The 19998-nt window shown below is 51.1% G+C and carries 18 protein-coding genes; 5 read left to right on the top strand and 13 right to left on the bottom strand.

The genetic code is table 11. The features are described from left to right. Nucleotides 1-605: 605 nt before the first annotated feature. Nucleotides 606-1262 carry a GNAT family N-acetyltransferase gene (locus L1285_RS09970; RefSeq protein WP_235412200.1) on the bottom strand — a complete coding sequence of 219 codons (657 nt, stop codon included), beginning with the start codon at nucleotides 1260-1262 and terminating at the stop codon, nucleotides 606-608. A 105-nt stretch (nucleotides 1263-1367) separates the two neighbouring features. Here L1285_RS09970 and L1285_RS09965 point away from each other — a divergent pair, with 105 nt between their 5' ends. The 3 genes from L1285_RS09965 to L1285_RS09955 all read left to right on the top strand — a co-directional run bounded on the left by L1285_RS09965 (nucleotide 1368) and on the right by L1285_RS09955 (nucleotide 2835). Then, on the top strand, nucleotides 1368-1595 hold the full coding sequence (locus L1285_RS09965; protein ID WP_046006853.1) for a DUF2789 domain-containing protein: 228 nt from the start codon (nucleotides 1368-1370) through the stop codon (nucleotides 1593-1595). 192 nt (nucleotides 1596-1787) lie between these two features. Further along, nucleotides 1788-2060: a hypothetical protein gene (locus L1285_RS09960; protein ID WP_235412199.1), complete on the top strand. Its 273-nt coding sequence runs from the start codon at nucleotides 1788-1790 to the stop codon at nucleotides 2058-2060. Between the two features lies 1 nt (nucleotide 2061). Beyond that, the gene (locus L1285_RS09955; protein WP_235412198.1) at nucleotides 2062-2835 is read left to right on the top strand and encodes a Zn-ribbon-containing protein; all 774 of its coding nucleotides are present in this window, start codon (nucleotides 2062-2064) and stop codon (nucleotides 2833-2835) included. Between the two features lie 30 nt (nucleotides 2836-2865). Here the strand turns inward: L1285_RS09955 and syd are convergent, their stop codons facing one another. Continuing rightward, a complete protein-coding gene (gene syd / locus L1285_RS09950) occupies nucleotides 2866-3411 on the bottom strand; it encodes a SecY-interacting protein (protein ID WP_235412213.1) in 546 nt (181 codons plus the stop codon). A 61-nt stretch (nucleotides 3412-3472) separates the two neighbouring features. Here syd and queF point away from each other — a divergent pair, with 61 nt between their 5' ends. Next, nucleotides 3473-4318 carry an NADPH-dependent 7-cyano-7-deazaguanine reductase QueF gene (queF, locus tag L1285_RS09945; RefSeq protein WP_235412197.1) on the top strand — a complete coding sequence of 282 codons (846 nt, stop codon included), beginning with the start codon at nucleotides 3473-3475 and terminating at the stop codon, nucleotides 4316-4318. Here the strand turns inward: queF and L1285_RS09940 are convergent. The 4 genes from L1285_RS09940 to L1285_RS09925 are packed head-to-tail and all read right to left on the bottom strand — an operon-like array spanning nucleotide 4305 to nucleotide 11524. Continuing rightward, nucleotides 4305-5228 carry a peptidylprolyl isomerase gene (locus tag L1285_RS09940; RefSeq protein ID WP_235412196.1) on the bottom strand — a complete coding sequence of 308 codons (924 nt, stop codon included), beginning with the start codon at nucleotides 5226-5228 and terminating at the stop codon, nucleotides 4305-4307. The genes queF and L1285_RS09940 overlap by 14 nt on opposite strands. Next, nucleotides 5143-6060, bottom strand: a complete 918-nt coding sequence (locus L1285_RS09935) for a transporter substrate-binding domain-containing protein (protein WP_235412195.1) — start codon at nucleotides 6058-6060, stop codon at nucleotides 5143-5145. The genes L1285_RS09940 and L1285_RS09935 overlap by 86 nt, the downstream gene beginning before the upstream one ends. Next, nucleotides 6060-9788: an autotransporter assembly complex protein TamB gene (gene tamB / locus L1285_RS09930; RefSeq protein WP_235412194.1), complete on the bottom strand. Its 3729-nt coding sequence runs from the start codon at nucleotides 9786-9788 to the stop codon at nucleotides 6060-6062. The genes L1285_RS09935 and tamB overlap by 1 nt, the downstream gene beginning before the upstream one ends. Then, nucleotides 9788-11524 carry an autotransporter assembly complex protein TamA gene (locus tag L1285_RS09925; protein WP_235412193.1) on the bottom strand — a complete coding sequence of 579 codons (1737 nt, stop codon included), beginning with the start codon at nucleotides 11522-11524 and terminating at the stop codon, nucleotides 9788-9790. The genes tamB and L1285_RS09925 overlap by 1 nt, the downstream gene beginning before the upstream one ends. A 182-nt stretch (nucleotides 11525-11706) precedes the next feature. Between L1285_RS09925 and L1285_RS09920 the strand changes: the two genes are divergently transcribed. Beyond that, nucleotides 11707-12033, top strand: a complete 327-nt coding sequence (locus L1285_RS09920; protein ID WP_235412192.1) for a ribonuclease E inhibitor RraB — start codon at nucleotides 11707-11709, stop codon at nucleotides 12031-12033. Nucleotides 12034-12073: 40 nt separating this feature from the next. Here the strand turns inward: L1285_RS09920 and L1285_RS09915 are convergent, their stop codons facing one another. The 7 genes from L1285_RS09915 to ribH all read right to left on the bottom strand — a co-directional run bounded on the left by L1285_RS09915 (nucleotide 12074) and on the right by ribH (nucleotide 19943). Then, nucleotides 12074-13810: a DEAD/DEAH box helicase family protein gene (locus L1285_RS09915; protein ID WP_235412212.1), complete on the bottom strand. Its 1737-nt coding sequence runs from the start codon at nucleotides 13808-13810 to the stop codon at nucleotides 12074-12076. Between the two features lie 138 nt (nucleotides 13811-13948). Next, entirely contained in the window at nucleotides 13949-14254 is a 306-nt protein-coding gene (locus L1285_RS09910) for an H-NS histone family protein (protein ID WP_125716112.1), read from the bottom strand. Between the two features lie 194 nt (nucleotides 14255-14448). Then, complete coding sequence (locus L1285_RS09905; protein WP_235412191.1) at nucleotides 14449-17526, bottom strand: ligand-binding sensor domain-containing diguanylate cyclase; 3078 nt, start codon at nucleotides 17524-17526, stop codon at nucleotides 14449-14451. Nucleotides 17527-17554: 28 nt separating this feature from the next. Continuing rightward, entirely contained in the window at nucleotides 17555-18040 is a 486-nt protein-coding gene (locus L1285_RS09900; RefSeq protein ID WP_235412190.1) for a phosphatidylglycerophosphatase A family protein, read from the bottom strand. A gap of 12 nt (nucleotides 18041-18052) precedes the next feature. Further along, entirely contained in the window at nucleotides 18053-19012 is a 960-nt protein-coding gene (thiL, locus tag L1285_RS09895) for a thiamine-phosphate kinase (RefSeq protein WP_235412189.1), read from the bottom strand. Between the two features lie 44 nt (nucleotides 19013-19056). Continuing rightward, nucleotides 19057-19467, bottom strand: a complete 411-nt coding sequence (gene nusB, locus L1285_RS09890; RefSeq protein WP_010382792.1) for a transcription antitermination factor NusB — start codon at nucleotides 19465-19467, stop codon at nucleotides 19057-19059. An 11-nt stretch (nucleotides 19468-19478) separates the two neighbouring features. Further along, the gene (ribH, locus tag L1285_RS09885; protein WP_125716109.1) at nucleotides 19479-19943 is read right to left on the bottom strand and encodes a 6,7-dimethyl-8-ribityllumazine synthase; all 465 of its coding nucleotides are present in this window, start codon (nucleotides 19941-19943) and stop codon (nucleotides 19479-19481) included. Nucleotides 19944-19998: the final 55 nt, after the last annotated feature.

The raw sequence follows: 19998 nt of genomic DNA, 5'->3' as shown, positions 1-19998 counted from the left end.
TTCCTAAGCGCTCCTGACCTTCCTTTGGTTAACATCGTCCTGATGTTATCTGAGCCATCCTGACTCTATCCCCTTCGCTTTTCCTAAGCGCTCCTGACCTTCCTTTGGTTAACATCGTCCTGATGTTATCTGAGCCATCCTGACTCTGTCCCTTCGCTTTTCCTAAGCGCTCCTGACATTCCCTTGCTTAACATCGTCCTGATGTTGTCTGAGCCATCCTGACTCTATCCACTTCGCTTTTCCTAAGCGCTCCTGACCTTCCTTTGGGTAACATCCTCCTGATGTTATCTGAGCCATCCTGACTCTATCCCCTTCGCTTTTCCTAAGCGCTCCTGACCTTCCTTTGGTTAACATCGTCCTGATGTTATCTGAGCCATCCTGACTCTGTCCCCTTCACCTCTTCCTGGCGCTGGTGTCCTTCCGTCCTTGAACATGATTAAGTTTACGCAATCCTGGACAATGAAAAAGGCGCTTTTTCGCATGTTTTTTTTCGTCATTTACATGAAACAATAAAAAACCCATTACCATTCATAGTGTTAATTGTTTTTTAGGGGTTAAAGCAGCAGGTCTAAAACGCCTTCACCTACAACCTTGTGAGAAAAGTCTCACAGGCTTTTTTCCATAATGGCTGCTCGAGCTTTAAACAGCAGTTCGCCCTGAACTGACTTGAAGGTTAAAACCTGAAATTTTTCATAGCCATGCTGGCGAAAAAAGGCGTTCTGATCAGCCTCTGAAACAAACACGCCAAGGCCACTGGCGATGGGGTTTTCTTTTACCAGCTCATCCAGCGCATCCAGTAAATGGTGCCCCAGCCCCTGGCCCTGGTAATGCGGCTCAACGGCGATAAAAGACAAAAAATAATAATGCCCCTGATCCGCCAGCGCTTCACGAATGGTTTTTTCTTTGTCTATTAACTGCTGTGTTTGCAGATATCCGGCGCTCATCATTAATCGTAAACGCCAGTCCCAGCGTCGCGAGGCCTGTAACTCAGTTTGCGCTTCAAACACACAAGCAATCGCAAGCAGAGACTGCGCCTGATACAGTCCAATCAAGGGCTGAGCTGACTGACCAAAGCACGACAGCTCCTCACGGATCAATGCACGCAGACGTGACTCATAAGTCTGCGCATCCGAGCCTCCCAGCACATCTTTAAATAACTTATCATCATGGTAGGCCCTGTATAACAGACTGGCAGCTACGGTGCTGTCTTCGGGGAGTAAGTGTTTAACGGTTAGTTGTGCGCTGGATGCCGGGTTAGTCATGGCGATTCCTTGTCTTGTTGTTGGGATTATCCGACGAAATTTGCTTGGTCGGTGTGCTAAATCTACTATAGTTATAGCGCACTATTTAAACAAAAAGAGGGGCGTATGGATACCAGCGCACATAATTTGAAAAACTTATTCGCTCAGCTCGGGTTAGACAACAGTGAGGCCAGTATGGAAGCTTTTTTCGCTCAGCACAGCCTGCCCAGTGATATGCTGCTAGCAGAAGCGCCATTTTGGAATGAAGGGCAAAAACACTTTATTGAAGAATCACTTAGAGAAGATGCTGACTGGAGTGAAGTCATCGACGAGCTAGATGCGCGATTGCGTTAAGGGACCCGCAACGAGAAGGTAGTGCGCGAGCGTATGCGGTAAAATGCCCGTTACGTCTGCTCCTTACCTGCTAGTCGTGCGTAAGGCCTGCGTTCACGCCGCCGTTTACACAGCGGTGCCAGGTTTTACTGGTGATGTTCCTGCGGCTAAGGTGTTACAATGCAGTGAGTTTTATTTTCCAGAGGCCGCTATATGCATCCCGCAGTTTTGAACGCAATTGCCGCACTCGTTGCGCAAGGCAAAACCCCCACCGTTGCCACCACCAAAGCCAAACTGGCAGAGCCTGTCGCCATGCCCCTGATCATTGCGGGACTGACGGCGTACAAAAATAATCCGGATCTGTTATCAACACTGGAACAACAAACTGAGCAAGCCGCGCAGCCAAGCCAGGACAAGGACCAAACTCAGCTGGATCGCATTGAGGCTAAGCTGGACAAACTGCTCGCCCTGCTGGAGTCTCGCTGATATGTTTGTGGTTGATCTCACTTTTGACTGTTACCAGGACACCACACTGGAACTGGCCGAGCAGGCCATTAACAGGCTGGTCAATGCCTTGCGTTTTAATGGCCAAATCATCGGTGATGAATTCCCCACCGTGCTAAAGGAAGGGTTTTTTATCACCCGGGTGATGTGTCCACTTGAAGACTCTTTGCATCCGTTGCATCACAGCCCTTTTGTCAAACATGCCATTGAGCAACTGCAACAGGCGGGATTGCTGGCCCCTAAAGTAAAAGTGATTGGTCAGGATATTCACGCAAATGGTGCCGATCAGTGTCAATCTCCATCCAGTTTTATTCTTTACACCACGTATGTGCATACCTGCAGCCCGCTCTATTGCGGTGATGATTTTCAGCCGGTTCCGCTATACACTATTCCGGCCATCGCCAACGGAGATTACAAGGCATTAATCAAATGGCAGGAAGACTGGCAGGCCTGCGATCAGATCCAGATCAATGGCGCCACGCGCTGCGAGTTTGCCGCCCTGAACGAGTTGACCAGCCTGGACAGCGATCTGACCCGACGGGGGCTGGACCTGAGTAAACGGATCCGTTATCTCACCAAAAAACCCGTGTATTACTACCTGTACCGGGTTGGTGGCGAGAGTCTGGCGCAGGAAAAAGCGCGTAAGTGCCCGGGATGTGGTAAGCACTGGGCATTGGATGAACCCTGGTTTGGGATTTTCGACTTTAAGTGTGATACCTGCGAGCTGGTCTCTAATATTTCCTGGGACTTTCAGTAAGGGGTGATGAGGCTATCACCCAGTAGGCCTTTAAAACTGTGCCGATAACTGGCTCAGGAATGCGCTCAGGCTCGGCGCCAGCACGGTATGTGGTGCCTTACCGACACGCTCAAGGCACACTTCTCCGCTACTCAGCTGCACAGTGATCAGCACATCTTCCTGTGCAGCCAGGCCAATAAAAACGGTATCAGCTTGTTTCAGGCGGCGCTTCATCAGTACATGGCCTGTGATATTCTGCTGCAAACGCTCAAAGTCCTCTTCGTTCCAGGCCTGCAACAACTCAATTTCTTCTCCCTCCAGCATAAGCAGTATATTGCCGCCATAAGCCGAGCCATAAAAGTCATTCAGTTCAGCGCTAAACTGGGTGTCCAATGCACTGGCCAGCGCATTCAAATCCCCGCCCGGGGTTCTTGGCACTGCCTGCCAGGCTATCAGCCCATCACCTCTTGGCTCACCAGTCTCACAGGGGCTGGGCCATTGTTCGTCATGTTGGATCAGTGGCCAGTGGCCCTGGGATTGCTGCACCGAGTTGGCAAATTTTTCGTGAAGTTCGAGGATCAAAGTGCGCACGCTCATACTGCTATTCTCGCTCATTATTCGCTATAATCGCTGTCATTGTAACTACTAATGGATCAACATGACAGACTACAATAACGCCCCGGAGTTAAAAGCTTCTGTGCTAGGTAAAACCACAGAATACGCCAGTCAGTATGACCCCAGCCTGCTGCACCCTATCGCCCGTAAGCTCAACCGCGATCAGATAGCCGTAGACGAGCAGGCATTGCCGTTTTTTGGTGAAGACATCTGGCACGGCTATGAGTTGTCCTGGCTGAACTCAAAAGGCAAACCTCAGGTGGCAATCGCGCGATTTGTATTCCCTTGTCAGAGCAGCCACATTATCGAGTCCAAATCCTTTAAGCTCTATCTGAATAGTTTTAATCAGAGCAAATTTGACAGCTTTGATGCCGTACGTAATGCCTTGCAACAAGACCTATCCGCAGCAGCCAAATGCGATGTGGCAGTGACGCTGTATGGCCCCGACGACCACGATTGCCTGCCATTTTCGGCGCTGCCGGGTGATTGTATCGATGAGTTAGATATCACGGTAGATGATTACAGCCCGCGCGATGGCCTGCTCGCGCTACAAAGCAACGAGCCGGTCAGTGAAACCCTGCACAGCCACTTGCTTAAGTCGAACTGCCTGATCACCTCACAGCCAGACTGGGCCAGTATCGTGATCCGTTATGAAGGCGCGAAAATCTGCCGGGAGTCATTGCTGCGTTACCTGATCTCATTTCGCGACCATAACGAATTTCACGAGCAGTGTGTTGAGCGCATTTACTGCGATCTGCTGCGTGCGCTCAACCCCAGTAAGCTGGAAGTATACGCCCGTTATACCCGCCGTGGCGGCCTGGATATCAATCCATTTCGCTCCAGCGAGCAAAATCAGACCGCCTTCAACGTGCGGATCAATCGCCAGTAAAGGCCTGTACCGGCACGTTAACGGCACACACATCGGTGTGATTGGCCTGGTGTAAAAACCAGGCTTCCGGGCGGTTTTTACGCGCCGCAATCAAGGCCCGAAAAGCCCGGCTTTCGGTGTTAAATACCCGAAAACGCTGTTTATCCGTCTTCTCTATGTCCGCCAGTACCTCAACCGCCAGAATAGGGTTAAAAGGCAGGCTACCCTGGGGCTGTCGGTGCAATCGCTGCACATGCTCCATCCCCGCTAAAACCCGACCAAAAACCGTGGTATTTAAATCCAGATAACGCTGAGCGGTGAGCGTAAAGTAGAACTCAGTCCCGCCGCTGTCGGCGTCATTCTGCCGCGCCATAGCAAACGCACCGGGGCAATGAGTCTGCCAGGTGCGTGTTCCCTCATCGTTCTGCGCCACAGCAAATCCGTGTAAAAATCCGCTACGTGGTGCATATCCGTCGACCAGGTTTAAGCCGGTGATCTCCAAAGGCGCAGTCGTTTCCAGATAAAACTCGCCAGGGATGGTTTTTTTACCGCTTACAGGGCGCTTCTCATCACTTTGGTCACCCCCCTGTGCGACAAAACCTTCAACAAACCGGTATATCGACATCCCCTGATAGAAACCTTCCCGTGCCAGCGCTTTGATATTGCTCACGTGTCCCGGTGCAAGCTCAGGATTCAGTTCAACATAGACCGGGCCGCCTGGCAGGGTGATTTTAAGAATCTGCTCCGGCTCGACAGTGCGCCAGTCCGTCTCGCTGGCCTGTGCGATGATGTCAGCAGGAGAAAGGCCAGTTAACGCTGAGGATGTCTTATCAGTACTGGCCTGTTCAGGGCTTAACTGGCAGGCAGTGAGGGTGAGGAGCAACATCGCTGCCATGCTCAGTCTTGTTGCTTTGCGTGTTATTATTGTCATTGTATTTTCCTGGTTGATACCACAGTTCGCTCCGTGACAAAGGCGTCTCGGCAGACAAAGTCGGATTTGGTAAGTTCAGTCGTGTGCGCCCGGCCAGGTCCAGCTGTTCAAGCTGCCTTGCAAAGTGGCGGCGAAACAGCCACTCGAAACACCCATCAGCAATCGCCTGCTCAAGGCCTTTTTGCAATAACGCGTGGAGCTGGGTATTAGCTTTATCAACAAACAGATAGACGGCCGACGGGTAATGGATCAGCAACTGAGGTTGCACCATGATATCGCTGCGCGACGAAAAATCGCCCGCGGCCAGTATATCCAGCGGCACCACATCCAGGCGCTTGCTGCTGAGCATACTCATCGCTTTTTCGGTGTCGTGGAATGCCACAACCTGTAACCCGTTAAGTTCAAAGACCTCTCGGTCGGGCCAGTCGTGACGCAGCCCAAACAACACAGGCTGTAACTGCCCCCAATGCTTAATATCGACAAAATCGGCAGCCCGGCTGGCTGCAATAAACAACACCCGATACCCCAGCAGGCCTTTTACCAGAGGAATACGCACGGCCAGCGCCTGCTGCTCACGTGCCCGACTGGTGACCGACCAAAACACATCGATACCCGACGGTTTGCCAAGCAATCGCACTGCCCGACTTTGCGTTGGGATCCCGGCGACCGGCTTTAGTATCACCGGCCGGGACTGATAAGACAAAGCCTGCTCAAGCAGCTGTGTCACATAGGGGTCGGCACCAGCAGTCACCCGGATCTCCAGCGGCTGAGGTTTAGCCGCTGCCACAGCGCCCGAGGCACACAGCATCAGTAGCAACAAAAAGCGGCGCATTATTCGTCCCAGTCAAACTTATAAAGCAAGTCAATACTCTTATACAAACCGCTGGTGGCTTCAATATAAAACTTTGAAAAAATCCGATAGCGCACCGCTACCTCGCTGAGCGACGCAAACACCCCAACCCGGTAACTGACCTGAACACTGGGTGTCAGATAACCGGATACTTCAACCTGAGTGTCATCACCGCTGCCCTTGGCCGCCAGATTCACGTCCTGAAACCCTATCGTCTCGCCCGCTTTGGCAAAGTAACCCTTACTGCGGTCTATACTCTGCGACAACAGAAACTGGGCCAGCATGGTATTGTTGTTACTTTCGCCCTCGCCCAGCGGCTGACCATTGAGCAGATAAGCCAGTGCCTGGGCCTGATCCATCGCAGGCTGCGAATAAATCACCAGCTCAGGGCTGCGAATACTGCCCTTCACTTCGACACCTGCAATCACCCCATCCGCCGTGGTATCCGGGTTACGGATAGCCCGCACATTGATATACGGCTTGTCCAGCGGGCCATTAAAACCCAGCTGACCCGTCTCGATACTCAGGTCCTGGCCAAAGGCTTTATACTGACCCTCTCTGAGATTGATCTCGCCACTGGCCAACAGGGCCGAAGCAAGCTGCTTTTCCAAAGACAGCTCACCTGTCAGGTAAGCATCCAGTCCCATCGCCTTGACCCTGACGTCATCCAGCAAACGCACATCCAGGTCGAGGCGATAGTCCATCATCTGGTTTGGCTGAGCGGCGCTGGCGCTATCCACGATTACCTGATCGTCACTGACAGCGACCACCCCTTGCGGTAATTCGGCAATTTCAATCCGCCCATAAGGAACAGTCACCGCGCCGGTGACTTCGCCATACTGGCCGTTATAACGCAGTGTCAGATCCGGGGAGATATCCAGCTCTACGCCTGGCTGTGGCATCAGTGTCAGTCGCTCCCCATTGAGTTTGAGCGCCGCAACCATAGATGACTGCCAGTCAAGCTCACCACTGAGCGCAACCTGTCCTCGCGGTGTAGTGTTCAGCTGACCGTTTAGCTGAGCCCGCTGACCTTGCAGTTGCACGTCCAGATCAAGATCGCTAATGGCGACGGGTATTTCACTGGCCTTAAGCTGAATGTCTGTGGCGCTGAGCTGGCCACTGAGCTGCGGCTGAGCCAGTGCACCGTCAATGTTAACCTGACCGGCAATGGTGCCACCCAGTTCCAGATCTGGCCATAATAAGCGCCGCAACAGCGGGCGGAATTTACCAAGCTCGATGCCGGCTATGTTGACAAAACCGCGCATAGTCTGAGGCTCGGCCTGTAGTGGCATAGCCAGCTCACCATTAAAATGCCCTAGTTTTCTGAGCGCCAGCTGCCAGTCTGCTTTGGCCTGCTGCGCATCACTATTCAGTGCCAGTGAAAAGTTTTCAATTTCAAGCGGTAACGTCGGGGCAACGTTGTCTTCGTTGTCGCTGAGCTGCTCTGCCGCGGCACCATAGAGGGTAACCTGAGTGTCCGACATTGCCAGTTTGCCATCCAGCGCCTGTAACTGGCCCTGCGACCAGGCTGCGCTGGCACTGGCCGATAACCGACCTTGCAGGTTCGCCAGGTCGCTAAGTAGCGGATTAAAATGCGTCAGATCCAATTCTTGCACCTCAACGCTGGCCTGGCCCTGAGTGCCATGCTGCGCTGCAAAACAGATCTGCCCGGGTGACAGTGTCCAGCACTGGCGAGCCACTTGCACCTGAGCGGCTTTGACGGTAAGCGCCGCCGGGGACACCAACGCCAGCTCACTGCCTTTCAGGCTCAAGCGTCCGGCATCCAGCTGACCTGCCCAGGCTTGCTGAGCATACTGACCACTCAGGGTCAGCTCGACGCTGCCATCAGTATTGTCGGCCTGTACGTTCAGCTGATGCAGGCTTTGATCGCCCTGCGCTGTGACGCTGAGATCCGTTGCGCTCAACTCACCCACGGTCACCGCAGACAAGGACAAGGAAAGATTGGTCAACCAGTTTCGGGCCATATCCAGACTCAGTGCCAGTGTACCGCTGTCGATTGACGTATCCTGATAACCCAGTTTGCCAAGCTGGCTGTTAAGCGTCAGTTTTGGGCTATCAACCGGCCCGCTTGCAGTGAACTGCCCGGATAACTGAATATCCGCCGGCAACAGTGCATTATGCTGATGCGCAAGTTGCAACTCGCCTTGTAAGTCCAGTTGCTGGTCAGCGGTGCCAGACACCGTGATCTGGCTCTGCCCATAACTGAGCCGGGCAGCCTGGAGTTCGCCATGTAAGTCACTGTTCACTTTGCCCTTAGCGACCAGCTGCAGGGGCAAGGCAGCCAGTTGCCCGCTAAGGGTCAGCTCGTTAACCTGTGCCTGCCACTGGTTACCATGCTGCTCAAATTCAACTTGATAAGCGCCCGACAGCTGAGTCTCATCGAGCGCCAGCCAGGCACCTAAGGGCAATGCATGCAGCTTGCCCTGAAGCTGGCTGCGGATCCCGTCTTGCCAACTTACCTGAGCGCTCAGTTGGGTGTGCGCTTCTCCCAGGCCCAGTTCGGCTTTGTGCAACGTCAGTGCGCTAAGACCACCGCTGGCAGTCAATTGCACCGTGAGCTGATTATCCGCCAGCGCCAGCTGCTCGCTCAGCGTCACGTCGGCATTGGCAGTAAGCTGATAGTCATCTGCCGTACCTGCTGCGCTAAGCGTTAAGTGTTGTAACCTGTGCTGTGCGCCAAGTTCGGATTGTTCAGCGCGCACATCCAGTGAGAATGGCCAGTTTGGCTGCGCCGGGCTAACACTTAAAGCAACTTTACCCTGTGCATTACCAGAATGATTACCTGAAAGAGTGGCCGCCAGTTCAAGTTGCCTGAGATCGCCGCTGAACGTAAGGTTACTCTGGTAATCGGGGTGCTGATAATCAAGTGCCCCCGACACTGCCCAGCTGCTAAGGTTTACCTGCGCTGTGAGCGCCAGCTGATGGGCGAGATAAGCCAGTGACAAATGACGTACCGACAACCTGGACTGTCTGGCATCTGCACTAAGCTGAAGCTGCGTCAACGTCTGGCTGTCTCCCTCATAGGGGTGATAATTCAGATCCGTCACAGTGAGTTGTTCAAGTTTGACAGCGATAGGAAGCTGTACGGCGGGCAGCGCCAATGCCGGAATTTCTGTCGGCATTGCAAAAGGCTCAGCAGGCGCCGGCGCTTTAGTTTGTCGGACCTGTACGCTGCGCAGCGCAAGCTTGCTAACCTGAATGCCCTGCTCATTAGCACTGGCTGCCAGCACCAGCTTAGTCAGGCTGATCTGGTGCCCGGCGACCTTGATGTCTGCCCCACCCAAACGGAGCTGCTTAATGGCGATAGAGAAAGGCACTGACAAAGGGGCTGCCTCCGCGGCAGGCTCTGGTTGTGCTGGCACAGCTGACTCACTGTCCTGCTCTGCCAGATGCAGCGTTATTTTATCGGCACTGCCAGACAGGCACACAGTGGCACAGCTAAACCAATCCAGTGACAAGCTCATCCGGCGCGCACCAAAGCTCAGCTGCTCATGCTCATAGCGAATATCCAGCACGGCATTGGATAACAGACGCGCCTGAGGCGAGCTTACCTGCAACCCCGGTACACTGTGATTGGCCACCCACACAATAAGCTGGTGACCGGGTAGGGTAAACAACAGACAAAAGACGGTTACAAACACGCCTGCAACAGCATAGCTAATTCGGCGCAGCCAGGTGTTCAGTCCCATTACATCTCCGGTCCAATTACAATACTTAAACGCGTGCTTTTACTGTCTTTACTCAGCCCCCAGGCATGATCAAGCCGGATAGGCCCGACCGGCGTCAGATAACGCAATCCAAACCCCGCACCCACGGCCCACTTGTCTTTAAAATCATCCGTAGCCGTACCGGTATCTACAAACAGGGCAACACGCCAGTTGGGTAAGAACTGATAATTATACTCGCTGCTGGCGGTCGCAAGATATTTACCTCCAAGCAGGTTTCCCTCTTCATCGCGCGGTGCCACAGACTGATAGGCAAAGCCGCGTACACTCTGATCGCCACCGGCGAAAAAGCGCATATTAAAAGGCACGGCCGAGATATCATCCGTGACAATGGCACCGGCTTCCAGGCGTGTCAGAAAGAAGTGTCGCTGCTGCAGATTACGCAGCCAGGCATTTTTCCATCGCACCTTAAGTAAAGACGTGGAAGAGATGACTGAATCGCTGGCCAGCTCAATCGAGATCAACCGCTCATTGCCCCAGTAAGGCAGCATGCCACCCTGACTTTGCTTTTTCGCATAGCTGATCCCCGGAATAAGCATTTCGGTCTTGAGTGTCTCACCTCCCTGCTCACTGGTTTCATGCTCTCGCTTTAAAAACGCGGTACGAACCCAGTTACCGGACGTCAGCCATTGACGCTGAACCTGAATGTTCCAGGTCTTAGTATCGACCCCTTCAGTGAGATCGTCCTGTAGCTGATAACCCCCTAAGATACGAAATACATCGCTGTTTGGGTCGTCCACCGGAATGGTATACGCTGCGCTGATATCCTGCTGACGCTGCGACACATTGAGATCAGAAGTCATAGAATGCCCGCCCTGGGTTACCCAGGGTTTGCTCCATTTAAAGCGCGCCTTTGCCCCTAAATCCGTGCTGTATCCTCCGCCCACTTCATAGCTGTTGGCCGGCTTGTCGACCAGCTCAACACGAATAGGCACCTCGCCGTTTTGTCTGGCTTTGAGTAGCGGATAAACGCGTACACTCTGAAAATACGGCGTTTCATTGAGCGTCAGGTTATATTGCGACAACTTTTCTGCGGCATAGTGCTCACCCGGCTGAAATGGGCTCAGCGCTTGTGCAAACGCAATCGCTTTAGACTGCGTTGATAATCGTAACGCGCCAAAGCGATAACGCTGGCCCGCCGATAACACTAAGGTCGCACAAACCTGTTGCTGTGCTTTATCCACACTAAGCTGTTTTTTTAGCCACTGAAAATCAAAGTAACCCAGCTCCAGCAACAAACTTTCGATCTGCGCTTTGGTGTCTTCATAGCGGTCATGCCTGACTTGCTCGCCAACCTGGATAGCCCCGCTCAGCAAACGGGTACGCAGTGCCGCATCATCAATGCCCTGCAGTGAGATTTCGACTTGCTCCCAGCGCCAGGCATCACCCGGGTCCAGCTCCAGAGCTACGCGGCGCGTCTGAGCGTCAAAAGCCAGGGAAAGCGTATGGTCATAATATCCCAGTGCCTGCAACGCCTTGGTCACGTCTTTATCAATCAGCTTTTTCCTGCGCGGCGTGAATGGCTTGCCTACATATGAAGCTAAAAAGCGCATCACATTGTCACGAGCTTCATCCGTTAATTCAATGCTGTCTGACGCACTGTGGATGGTAAACTCTGTGATACCAGATGGCGGATTGGCCCAGGACTGAAATGAAAAAAGCAGCGCAACGAGGATGGCACTAAACGCAGATAAACGCACTAAATAACCCTATAATTCACATTGGCATTATCATACCACAGCAAGATAACACTGACATGGCGAGAGGCACCTTAGCAGTGGGTTATTTTTATGCGCTTAGGCGCAAATTTTTGCCCTCAGTGCTTTTTATTTTGTGTTGGATAGCGGACAATATCCCCAGCTATATTAACTTGAGTACGATTATGCAATTCCCTGATGATGACAACGGCCAGCTTTTGTCTGAAATAGCCGCCGCCGGTGTCGATCTCACTCAGATGCACAGCATCGATTTTTTTATTTTGTTCGAACAAAAGGCCGACGCAGAGCGTTTTATGAGTGCCATTGCCGCCGATGAGCTGGCACCCAAAACCAAACTGGATACCTGCCCGGATACCGGTGTATGGGAAGTCGTTACTTCTGTCACTATGGTGCCGGATCACCTGCTCCTAAGCCAGACCGAGCAATATCTGGAGTCTATCGCCAACAGCCACGAAGGCTATGGTGACGGGTGGGGAATACTCGCCGAATAACACTCGGGCCTGAAGGATGCAGAGCCCAAAGTGCTCTGCATTAGCTTTTGTCTGCGGTACGATAACTGCCCTGATAATCAAAAAGCTTTTCAGTTACCTGCCAGCCATACTTCTTGTGTTGCCGGGCAATCACAAAGTCAGGCGCCGACAGTAAAGTGGCATCCACTTGCGCGGCATCAGTCCATGCCTTCACGTTCACGCCACTGCGGCAGTGCTTGGCAAACTGACGAACAAAATGGTGTCGGCTAGCCGGTTTGGTAAAATCAAATACCTCGCTCACGCTCGCCCCGTCCTCATCAAAGTAAGTGATTTTCAGCAGCTGAGCTTTAATCACTTCACCGCTCAGACCACTACAGCGGATCACCATGGCGTTTTTCAGGTTGAGCGCCGCACGCAGCTTGTCGTCCGGGTCTGCCAGCATCACGCCACAGCTGTGGCACTGGCGCGCTGCGATATCATTTTCAGCGCCACAGTTATCGCATTCTTTGAATTTAAAACGGTAGTCACACTGCTGCTCATTGCCTTCGTCATCCTGTAATAACCCCTGGCAACGTCGGCCAAAATGTTCAATTACACGCCCCTGCTCATCATATTTGCCCCAGAAAATATTGCCAAAGCCACAACCAGGGCACAGCACCTGGACAGGCTCATTATCTGAAGCAGGCTTTTTACTGCCCACTTCAGGATGAAACAAATCGAACTCGTTGGCCGCATAATCAACCACCAGGCAGTCTTTTTTGCCTTCACTCAGACGCAGGCCCCGGCCTACAATTTGCTGGTACAAACTCACCGATTCAGTAGGGCGCAAAATAGCAATCACGTCCACATGAGGCGCATCAAACCCTGTGGTTAATACCGATACATTTACCAGATATTTTATTTCTCGACGTTTAAATGCCGCGATAATATTATCGCGCTCCTGGTTATCTGTATCACCAATCACCAGGGCCGTCTGTTGCGCAGGTAAATAACCAATAATTTCTTTAGCATGTAATACTGTTGCCGCAAAAATCATTACCCCGTGGCGGTCTTTGCTGAGCGAGACCACATGATTAATAATGCTTTTGGTTGCCCGGGTATTGCTTTGTAGCAGCTGGTTCATATCCGCCTCGCTGTAGCGACCAAACGCATTGCTAGTGAGTGCAGAAAAATCGTAATTTTCTACAGCCGGGTCAATTTTATTCGGCGGTGTCAAATAACCATGCTTGATCATATAACGCAGCGGCAATTCATAAATACAGCGACGAAAGGGACTATTTTCACTGCCACGCACAAAACCATGATAGTGACTGTGGTACACCCAGCCACTGCCTAGTCGATACGGTGTTGCTGTCAATCCCAGTATTTTTAATGCCGGATTAAACTGCCGCAGGCGTGCAATGACCGCCATATACTGACTGTCGTCTTCACCGCTGACCCGGTGACATTCATCAATAATTAATAAGGAATAAAAGGTATCTATCGCTTCTATATTGCGAGCCAGTGACTGAACACTGGCAAACGTCACCTGATGGGTCAGGTCTTTTTGTTTTAACCCGGCTGAGTAAATGCTCGCCGTTAAACCATAGCTCTGGTATTTCTGCGCATTTTGCTCAACCAGCTCTTTGACATGCGTCATCACAAGAATTTTATGCTTTGCCAGCCGGGCCAGCTGAGCAATTACCAGGCTTTTACCAGCCCCAGTTGGCAACACAATCACCGCACTGTCATCCGACTTTTTAAAATGTGCAATGGTATTAGCGACGGCTTCTTCTTGATAGGGTCTTAGCGTGTAAATAGGAACACCTGACAGTATTAATGATTAAGGTTTTTGATAACGTTGAGATGTGAAAAGATTTAATACAGGTAACTAGCCGGGTTATGTTTAAAAAAGATAAGCCAGTCACTTTAAGATAACTGGCTTGTGTAAGATCACTTAGATTTTGTGATCTTCTAGGTTAACACCAACAAATGCTTTTGGTGTTTTACCGCGACCTGTCCATTCAAATACTTCACCGTCTTTTTCAATGCGGTATTTTGGACGCACTTTGCTGCGCTTATCTGTTGCGCTTTCCGCTGCAAAATCTTCTAAAGACAATCCTTTTTCTTTAATCAGCGCCAATACTTCTTTTTTGGCTTCTTCCTGTTTTGCCTGCTCATCAATAGCAGCTTGGATAAGCTCCAGCGCTTTATTCAAATCACTGTAGCTTGCAGTCTTTATAAAAGATCTTATTTCACGCATTGGATTACTCTCATAGATTGTTGAATTAGAATTTTCTAACTTAATTAAGCTCGATATGTAGAGAGTATATTATATTCATCTCTTTTCAAATTAAAAGTCGTTAAATTTATAATCTCCGTTGATATTTACTCAATATTCAACCTCATTTATACGCTTTTTCCACATTTAGAGACAAACAACGCAATTAAAACAGACTAACGCATCCATACTTTTACTTCAGCCAGCCCATTGGACTGCAACAGTTGCAATTGCGATTCCACGTTCTGGCTCTGTTCAAATTCAAAGGCATCAAGCTGCTCATCAAAGGTAATGGTCGCCGCACCATCTCCGCCGCGTTGTTTCACTTCATGTAGTGCGATATCGGCAAGATTAACCGACGCCTCCCAGCCAATCACCTGGCCTCCAAGCAGCGGCAGAGGATAGAATGACCAGCCAACGGACACACTCAGGTTCAGTGATTTACCATTAGGTAGCCTGAAATCAAATAGCGCTATGGCTTTACATAATTCACTGACATAACGCTCAACTTCAGAACATTTAAAGTCGCGCAGCAGCAACAAGAACTCATCGCCACTCCAGCGCGCCACATAATCTGAGCCCTGCGTGCGGGTGTTGAGCAAAGTCGCCAGTTGCTGCAAACAGCTGTCCCCGCCAATTGGGCCATAGGCATCATTGATTTTGCTGAAACTATCAATATTGAGGATCATTAACACCAGGCTCTTATCTTGCTGACGCAACGACTGGGCGTTGCGCTGATAATGCTCAATGTCCTTCGGCAATTGATCGAATAAAAAGCGTCGACTGCGTAGTCCGGTCAGTTCATCGGAGTGACTGACCAGTTTAAGCTGCGTATTGACCTGATTCAGCTTGTCATTGGCTTTTCTCAGCTCCGTCGTGCGCTCAGCCACCAGGGCTTCCAGCGCCGCCTGTTTGCGCCTTTCCTGAGTACGGAATACCCAGAACACCAGGTAGAACAAAAACATAAAGCCACAGGTAATAATTAGGCGGAAAAATACCGTCTCATCAAAGCGCTGTGGTAACAGCAAGTTGAGCGACAGGTTATGTGCCTGCTGCCAGTCCTGACCGCGCCGTTTTACCTGCAACAAGAAGGTAAAGTCGCCTGGTGGCAGGTTGGTATAAATCGCCTCGCGTCGCGACTGGGCATCGCGCCACTGCGCATCATGGCCTTCCAGTTTATAACGAAACTCGATACTCTGCGGCGCATAAAAGTCGATAGCGGTATAGCGAATGGTCAGGTCACGTTCACTGGTGTCCAGCTCAACCGGGCCTTCCAGCCTGTCCGGTGTCAGATTTCGATACCCTGTGACTATGCTCTCAAATTTAGGGGCCAGCTCGGCGGCGCTGAATAGCTGCACTTTTTTCGGGATCCGCACGATACCTTGCAGACTGGGGTACAACAGGTAATCGTCCTGCTCCACCACTGCATCATGTCCCAAACCAGTACAGCACTGACTGGGGACGCCATCCAGCTGACGGTCGAATGGGTTTATCACCTGCTCAACCTGTAAGTTTTCCACCGCCTCACTGAACTGGGCGACAGGCATCCGGTACACCCCTTTCATGGTGCTAACCCATACCAGCTCCTGGGTTTTGTCAAAGTGCAGCGACAAGATTGGGCCATAAGGCAGGCCATGAGAGGCATCCAGCTGATGCCAGTCGCCATCCTGACTGCGATAATAGAGCCCGTCATAGAAAGTCCCCACCAAAGTGGCGCTGTCTTCTACGTGCAAAATACTGGTCACATAAGCGGATTCAAGCGAGGTTTGCCCACCAATTTTTTCAATTCCCCGCTCATTGTATTTATAAGCCCCTTTGTCGGTGCCGATAAAGCCAAAGCGCGGAAAGTCGACGACATAAGTTATAAACTGACTACCAAGAAAGGCGTTGTAGGTAAACGGCGTCAGGCCGCTATAATCGAGCCGGTACAAACCACGCCCGGTGCCCAGCCACAGCCCTCCCTGATTGGAAGGAGTCAGAGTAAAGACCTGAGTCTGGCGAAACTCTCGATTCGGAATTGCGAGTAATTTATTGTCTTCATAAATCACCACGCCACGACCTGTACCTAAAAACAAGCGCTCCCCGACAAACTCCATATCATGGATTTCGACCCCTTTGAGCTGCTCGGCACTGATCACAGGTTCAAAATTATCACTGCTGTCTAAGCGCCCAACGCCTTCGCGAGTTGCCACCCAAACGTTGCCCTGTAAATCCTGAGTGATCGCCGAAATCGCCTGCTCTCGCTGCGACCCAATGGCAAAACGCTCCACCCTGCCTGCGTGTGCCAGCCACAAGCCCTCGTTTATACTGGCCATCCATACGTTAGAGTCATTGTCGATAAAGATATCGGTAAACCAGATCCCCTGATCAAGTTGCGCCAGCTCGACAAATTGCCACTGCCCGCCGCTTTCTTTGTACAGCAGTCGACCATAGGTAGAGACCCACATACCTCCTTGCTGGTCGCTCAGGAACTTGTAGGTCGCGTTATTGCCAATCTCATCGTAGCGTCTCAGTACTTCGTCAAAGTCGAGAAAATAAGCCCCTAACTGCGACGCGAGGAAAAGCTTGCCATCTATCCAGGCAAGGTCATGGATATTGGTTTGTGCCAGCTGTCGTGGCAGCGAGATTTTGCTGGACAGCTCCAGTCGCATGTCATTGGAGCCCATCGACTGAGATTCACTGATCCGCAATAAGTGACGTTCATTAACCAACCAGATCCCCTGAGGAGAGGACGTCATCTTGGTCACTGAACCAACAATTTGACTGATGTGTGTCAGGGAGAGTTTTTTACTGTCGAGGTTATTTTCAGCTAAGGTCAGGCGTTTGGCCGATACATAATACAACCCATTTGCCGCAACCCAGATATTACCATTGTGGTCTTCAAGAATGTCTCTGACTTCGCCCTGGACTTCAAAGCGCTCTGCCATCAGGGTTTGCGGGTTTAACCGGGTCACCCCTCTGCGGGTACCAATCCACAGCATACCAAAGCGGTCAACAAAGAGTTTATTTACCGCATTGCTGTCCAAAAAGTCACTATTTTGCGTTGTATAATTGCTGAACTGTAAGCCGTCAAAACGACTCAGTCCAAACTGTGTGCCCAGCCAGATATAGCCCTGCTGGTCCTGGACCACACTCTTTATACTTTGCGACGGCAGCCCATTTTGCATACTCCACTGTTTAACAACATAATCATTAATTGCCGCATTCACACTTGTGGTGAATATGCACAGCAACAGTAGCAGTATAAATCGCATAGGCTCCCTCTTAGTACCCGTAATAAAATTAGCCGCCCAGGACCCCTGTTTTAAACAAAGCTTGCAGACAAATCAATGAAAATATCCCGGCAAGCAAGTCATCCGCCATGATCCCTAAACCACCATGGAGTTTTCTGTCCAGTAGTCTGATAGGACCTGGCTTGGCAATATCGAAGAAGCGAAACAGCAAAAAGCCGACCAGCAAGGACTGCCAGCTAATGGCCGCCCCCAGCATAGTGATGTAAAACCCGGCAACTTCATCCCAGACAATCGCGGGATGATCGTGCACACCGACGTCTCGCGCCGTTTTACCACAGATCCAAAAGCCAGCCAGGCTGATCACAATCGCAAGGCTTATCTGCAACCACAGAGGTTGACCCATGGTCAGCAGAATAAAAGGGAGTGCTGCTAAAGTACCGAAGGTACCCGGGGCTTTGGGTGCCAGTCCTAAACCAAACCCCAAAGCAAAAAAGTGATGTGGGCGTTTAAGGTTGAATGATAACGGCTTATTCAAACCTGCTCCTCGTTAAAAATGTTGATAGCCGCTGCGCGGCAGTGGGCACTTTTCGCCCTCATTGAGCAACTCCAGCTTACCTGCTGAGGCGGTGATTTGGCCAATGCAAACAGGCTCGACGCCATACTGACGCAGACGGGCTTCGACAGCGCCTTTATTGCTGTCATTGACGGTAAACAACAGCTCATAATCGTCGCCATAAGCCAGGCTCAGCTCCCGCCGCAAAGCCTCGGGCTGAAGTTGCTGCATTACCGCTGATACCGGCACATCTTCAATATTGACGATGGCCCCGACCGCAGATTTATTGAGAATGTGCTGTAAGTCAGCCAACAGGCCGTCTGAGATATCGATACAGGCTGTTGCCATGCCACGTAAAACCTGTCCAGCCGCCACTCTGGGGGTTGGAAAGTGCAGTTTCTCTTCAAGCCGCTTTAGTTGCTTGTCGCCGAGTGGAAGCTGGCGCTTACGTGCTTCAATAGCCAGTGCAGCATCGCCCAGCTCACCAGTGACATAGATCCAGTCACCAACCTTGGCGCCGGAGCGCGTCAGAGCTTTGTCATTGGGAATGATCCCTTTGGCACAAATGGTAATCGTCAGCGGCCCCTGGGTGGTATCTCCGCCAATCAGCTGAACATTATAGTATTCGGCAATTTCATGCATGCCTTCGGTAAACGCTTCCAGCCACTCCATATCGACCTCGGGTAAGGTCAAACCAATAGAGATCCAGGTCGGCTCCGCTCCCATCGCAGCCAGGTCACTCAGATTGACGGCTAAAGCACGATGCCCCAGGGCTCTGGGTGGAATGTCTTCAAAGAAGTGTACACCCGCAACCAGGGTGTCTGTGGTAATGGCAAGTTGGTGCTTTTCAGGAACCGTCACTATGGCACAATCATCACCAATACCAACCTTTACATCACGACGCGCAATGCCACGCCCCTTGAAGTAATGATTGATTAACTCAAATTCCTTCATACATTAAAAAAGCCGGCCTATGCCGGCTCTCCTCACGGTCTCGATTACTTGCGGATTATCTTAACCGCTTTGTCCAGTACGCCGTTGACAAATTTGTGACTGTCTTCGGCACCAAACATTTTCGCCAGCTCAATCCCTTCGTTAATGGCGACTTTGTAAGGGACGTCTTCGCGGAACTTTAACTCGTAAATGCTGACGCGCAATACGGCTTTTTCAACCATATCCAGGTCATCAAATGGACGAGATAAATGCGGCGTCATCAATTCATCTAGCTGTTTGCAGTTTACTGCAACACCACGTGCCAGATCCTTGAAGTACTCTACATCAACCTTTGAAACGTCGTTTTCGATCAGCATTTGCTGCTCGATATCAGCAATGGGGTTGCCACTTAGCTGCCAAGAATATACTGCCTGAAGGGCAAGGACACGCGCCTTACGTCTAGCTGCTGGTTTCACTGAGATTCCTCTTAAATTTGCTCTAGCACGTTAACCATTTCTAGTGCACCAAGTGCAGCTTCGCCACCCTTGTTGCCCATTTTGGTTCCCGCGCGCTCGATGGCCTGCTCAATACTCTCTGTGGTTAACACACCAAAGGCAACCGGGATATCGTAGTCCATAGACACGCTCGCCAGGCCTTTGTTTGACTCATTTGCAACCAAGTCGAAATGAGGTGTACCGCCACGAATGATGACACCTAATGCAATGATGGCATCGTGTTCTTTTTTCATTGCAACACGCTTAGCCGCTAAAGGTAATTCTACTGCACCCGGTACATACACAACAGTGATGTCCTCGTCCTTTACGCCACCTGTACGCTTTAACTCATCAACAGCGCCTTCCAGCAGGCTTTTGCCAATAAAGTCGTTAAAACGAGAGATGACAATGGCAAATTTCTTGCCCGGTGCGTATTTATTACCTTCGATGATTTTCATTAGATGATTCCTAATCTAGTATAAGCAATTGCCAAATTGAGGCGCATAATAGCAT

The sequence above is a fragment of the Pseudoalteromonas sp. DL2-H2.2 genome (genome assembly GCF_021532535.1).
GTDB classification, from domain to species: domain Bacteria; phylum Pseudomonadota; class Gammaproteobacteria; order Enterobacterales; family Alteromonadaceae; genus Pseudoalteromonas; species Pseudoalteromonas rubra_A.
This window is presented reverse-complemented; position numbering and strand designations above follow the sequence as displayed.

Coding starts and splice junctions, on each gene's coding strand:
- L1285_RS09970 (WP_235412200.1), bottom strand. CDS start 1,262: ATGACTAACCCGGCATCCAGCGCACAACTAACCGTTAAACACTTACTC.
- L1285_RS09965 (WP_046006853.1), top strand. CDS start 1,368: ATGGATACCAGCGCACATAATTTGAAAAACTTATTCGCTCAGCTCGGG.
- L1285_RS09960 (WP_235412199.1), top strand. CDS start 1,788: ATGCATCCCGCAGTTTTGAACGCAATTGCCGCACTCGTTGCGCAAGGC.
- L1285_RS09955 (WP_235412198.1), top strand. CDS start 2,062: ATGTTTGTGGTTGATCTCACTTTTGACTGTTACCAGGACACCACACTG.
- syd (WP_235412213.1), bottom strand. CDS start 3,411: ATGAGCGTGCGCACTTTGATCCTCGAACTTCACGAAAAATTTGCCAAC.
- queF (WP_235412197.1), top strand. CDS start 3,473: ATGACAGACTACAATAACGCCCCGGAGTTAAAAGCTTCTGTGCTAGGT.
- L1285_RS09940 (WP_235412196.1), bottom strand. CDS start 5,228: ATGACAATAATAACACGCAAAGCAACAAGACTGAGCATGGCAGCGATG.
- L1285_RS09935 (WP_235412195.1), bottom strand. CDS start 6,060: ATGCGCCGCTTTTTGTTGCTACTGATGCTGTGTGCCTCGGGCGCTGTG.
- tamB (WP_235412194.1), bottom strand. CDS start 9,788: ATGGGACTGAACACCTGGCTGCGCCGAATTAGCTATGCTGTTGCAGGC.
- L1285_RS09920 (WP_235412192.1), top strand. CDS start 11,707: ATGCAATTCCCTGATGATGACAACGGCCAGCTTTTGTCTGAAATAGCC.
- L1285_RS09910 (WP_125716112.1), bottom strand. CDS start 14,254: ATGCGTGAAATAAGATCTTTTATAAAGACTGCAAGCTACAGTGATTTG.
- L1285_RS09905 (WP_235412191.1), bottom strand. CDS start 17,526: ATGCGATTTATACTGCTACTGTTGCTGTGCATATTCACCACAAGTGTG.
- thiL (WP_235412189.1), bottom strand. CDS start 19,012: ATGAAGGAATTTGAGTTAATCAATCATTACTTCAAGGGGCGTGGCATT.
- ribH (WP_125716109.1), bottom strand. CDS start 19,943: ATGAAAATCATCGAAGGTAATAAATACGCACCGGGCAAGAAATTTGCC.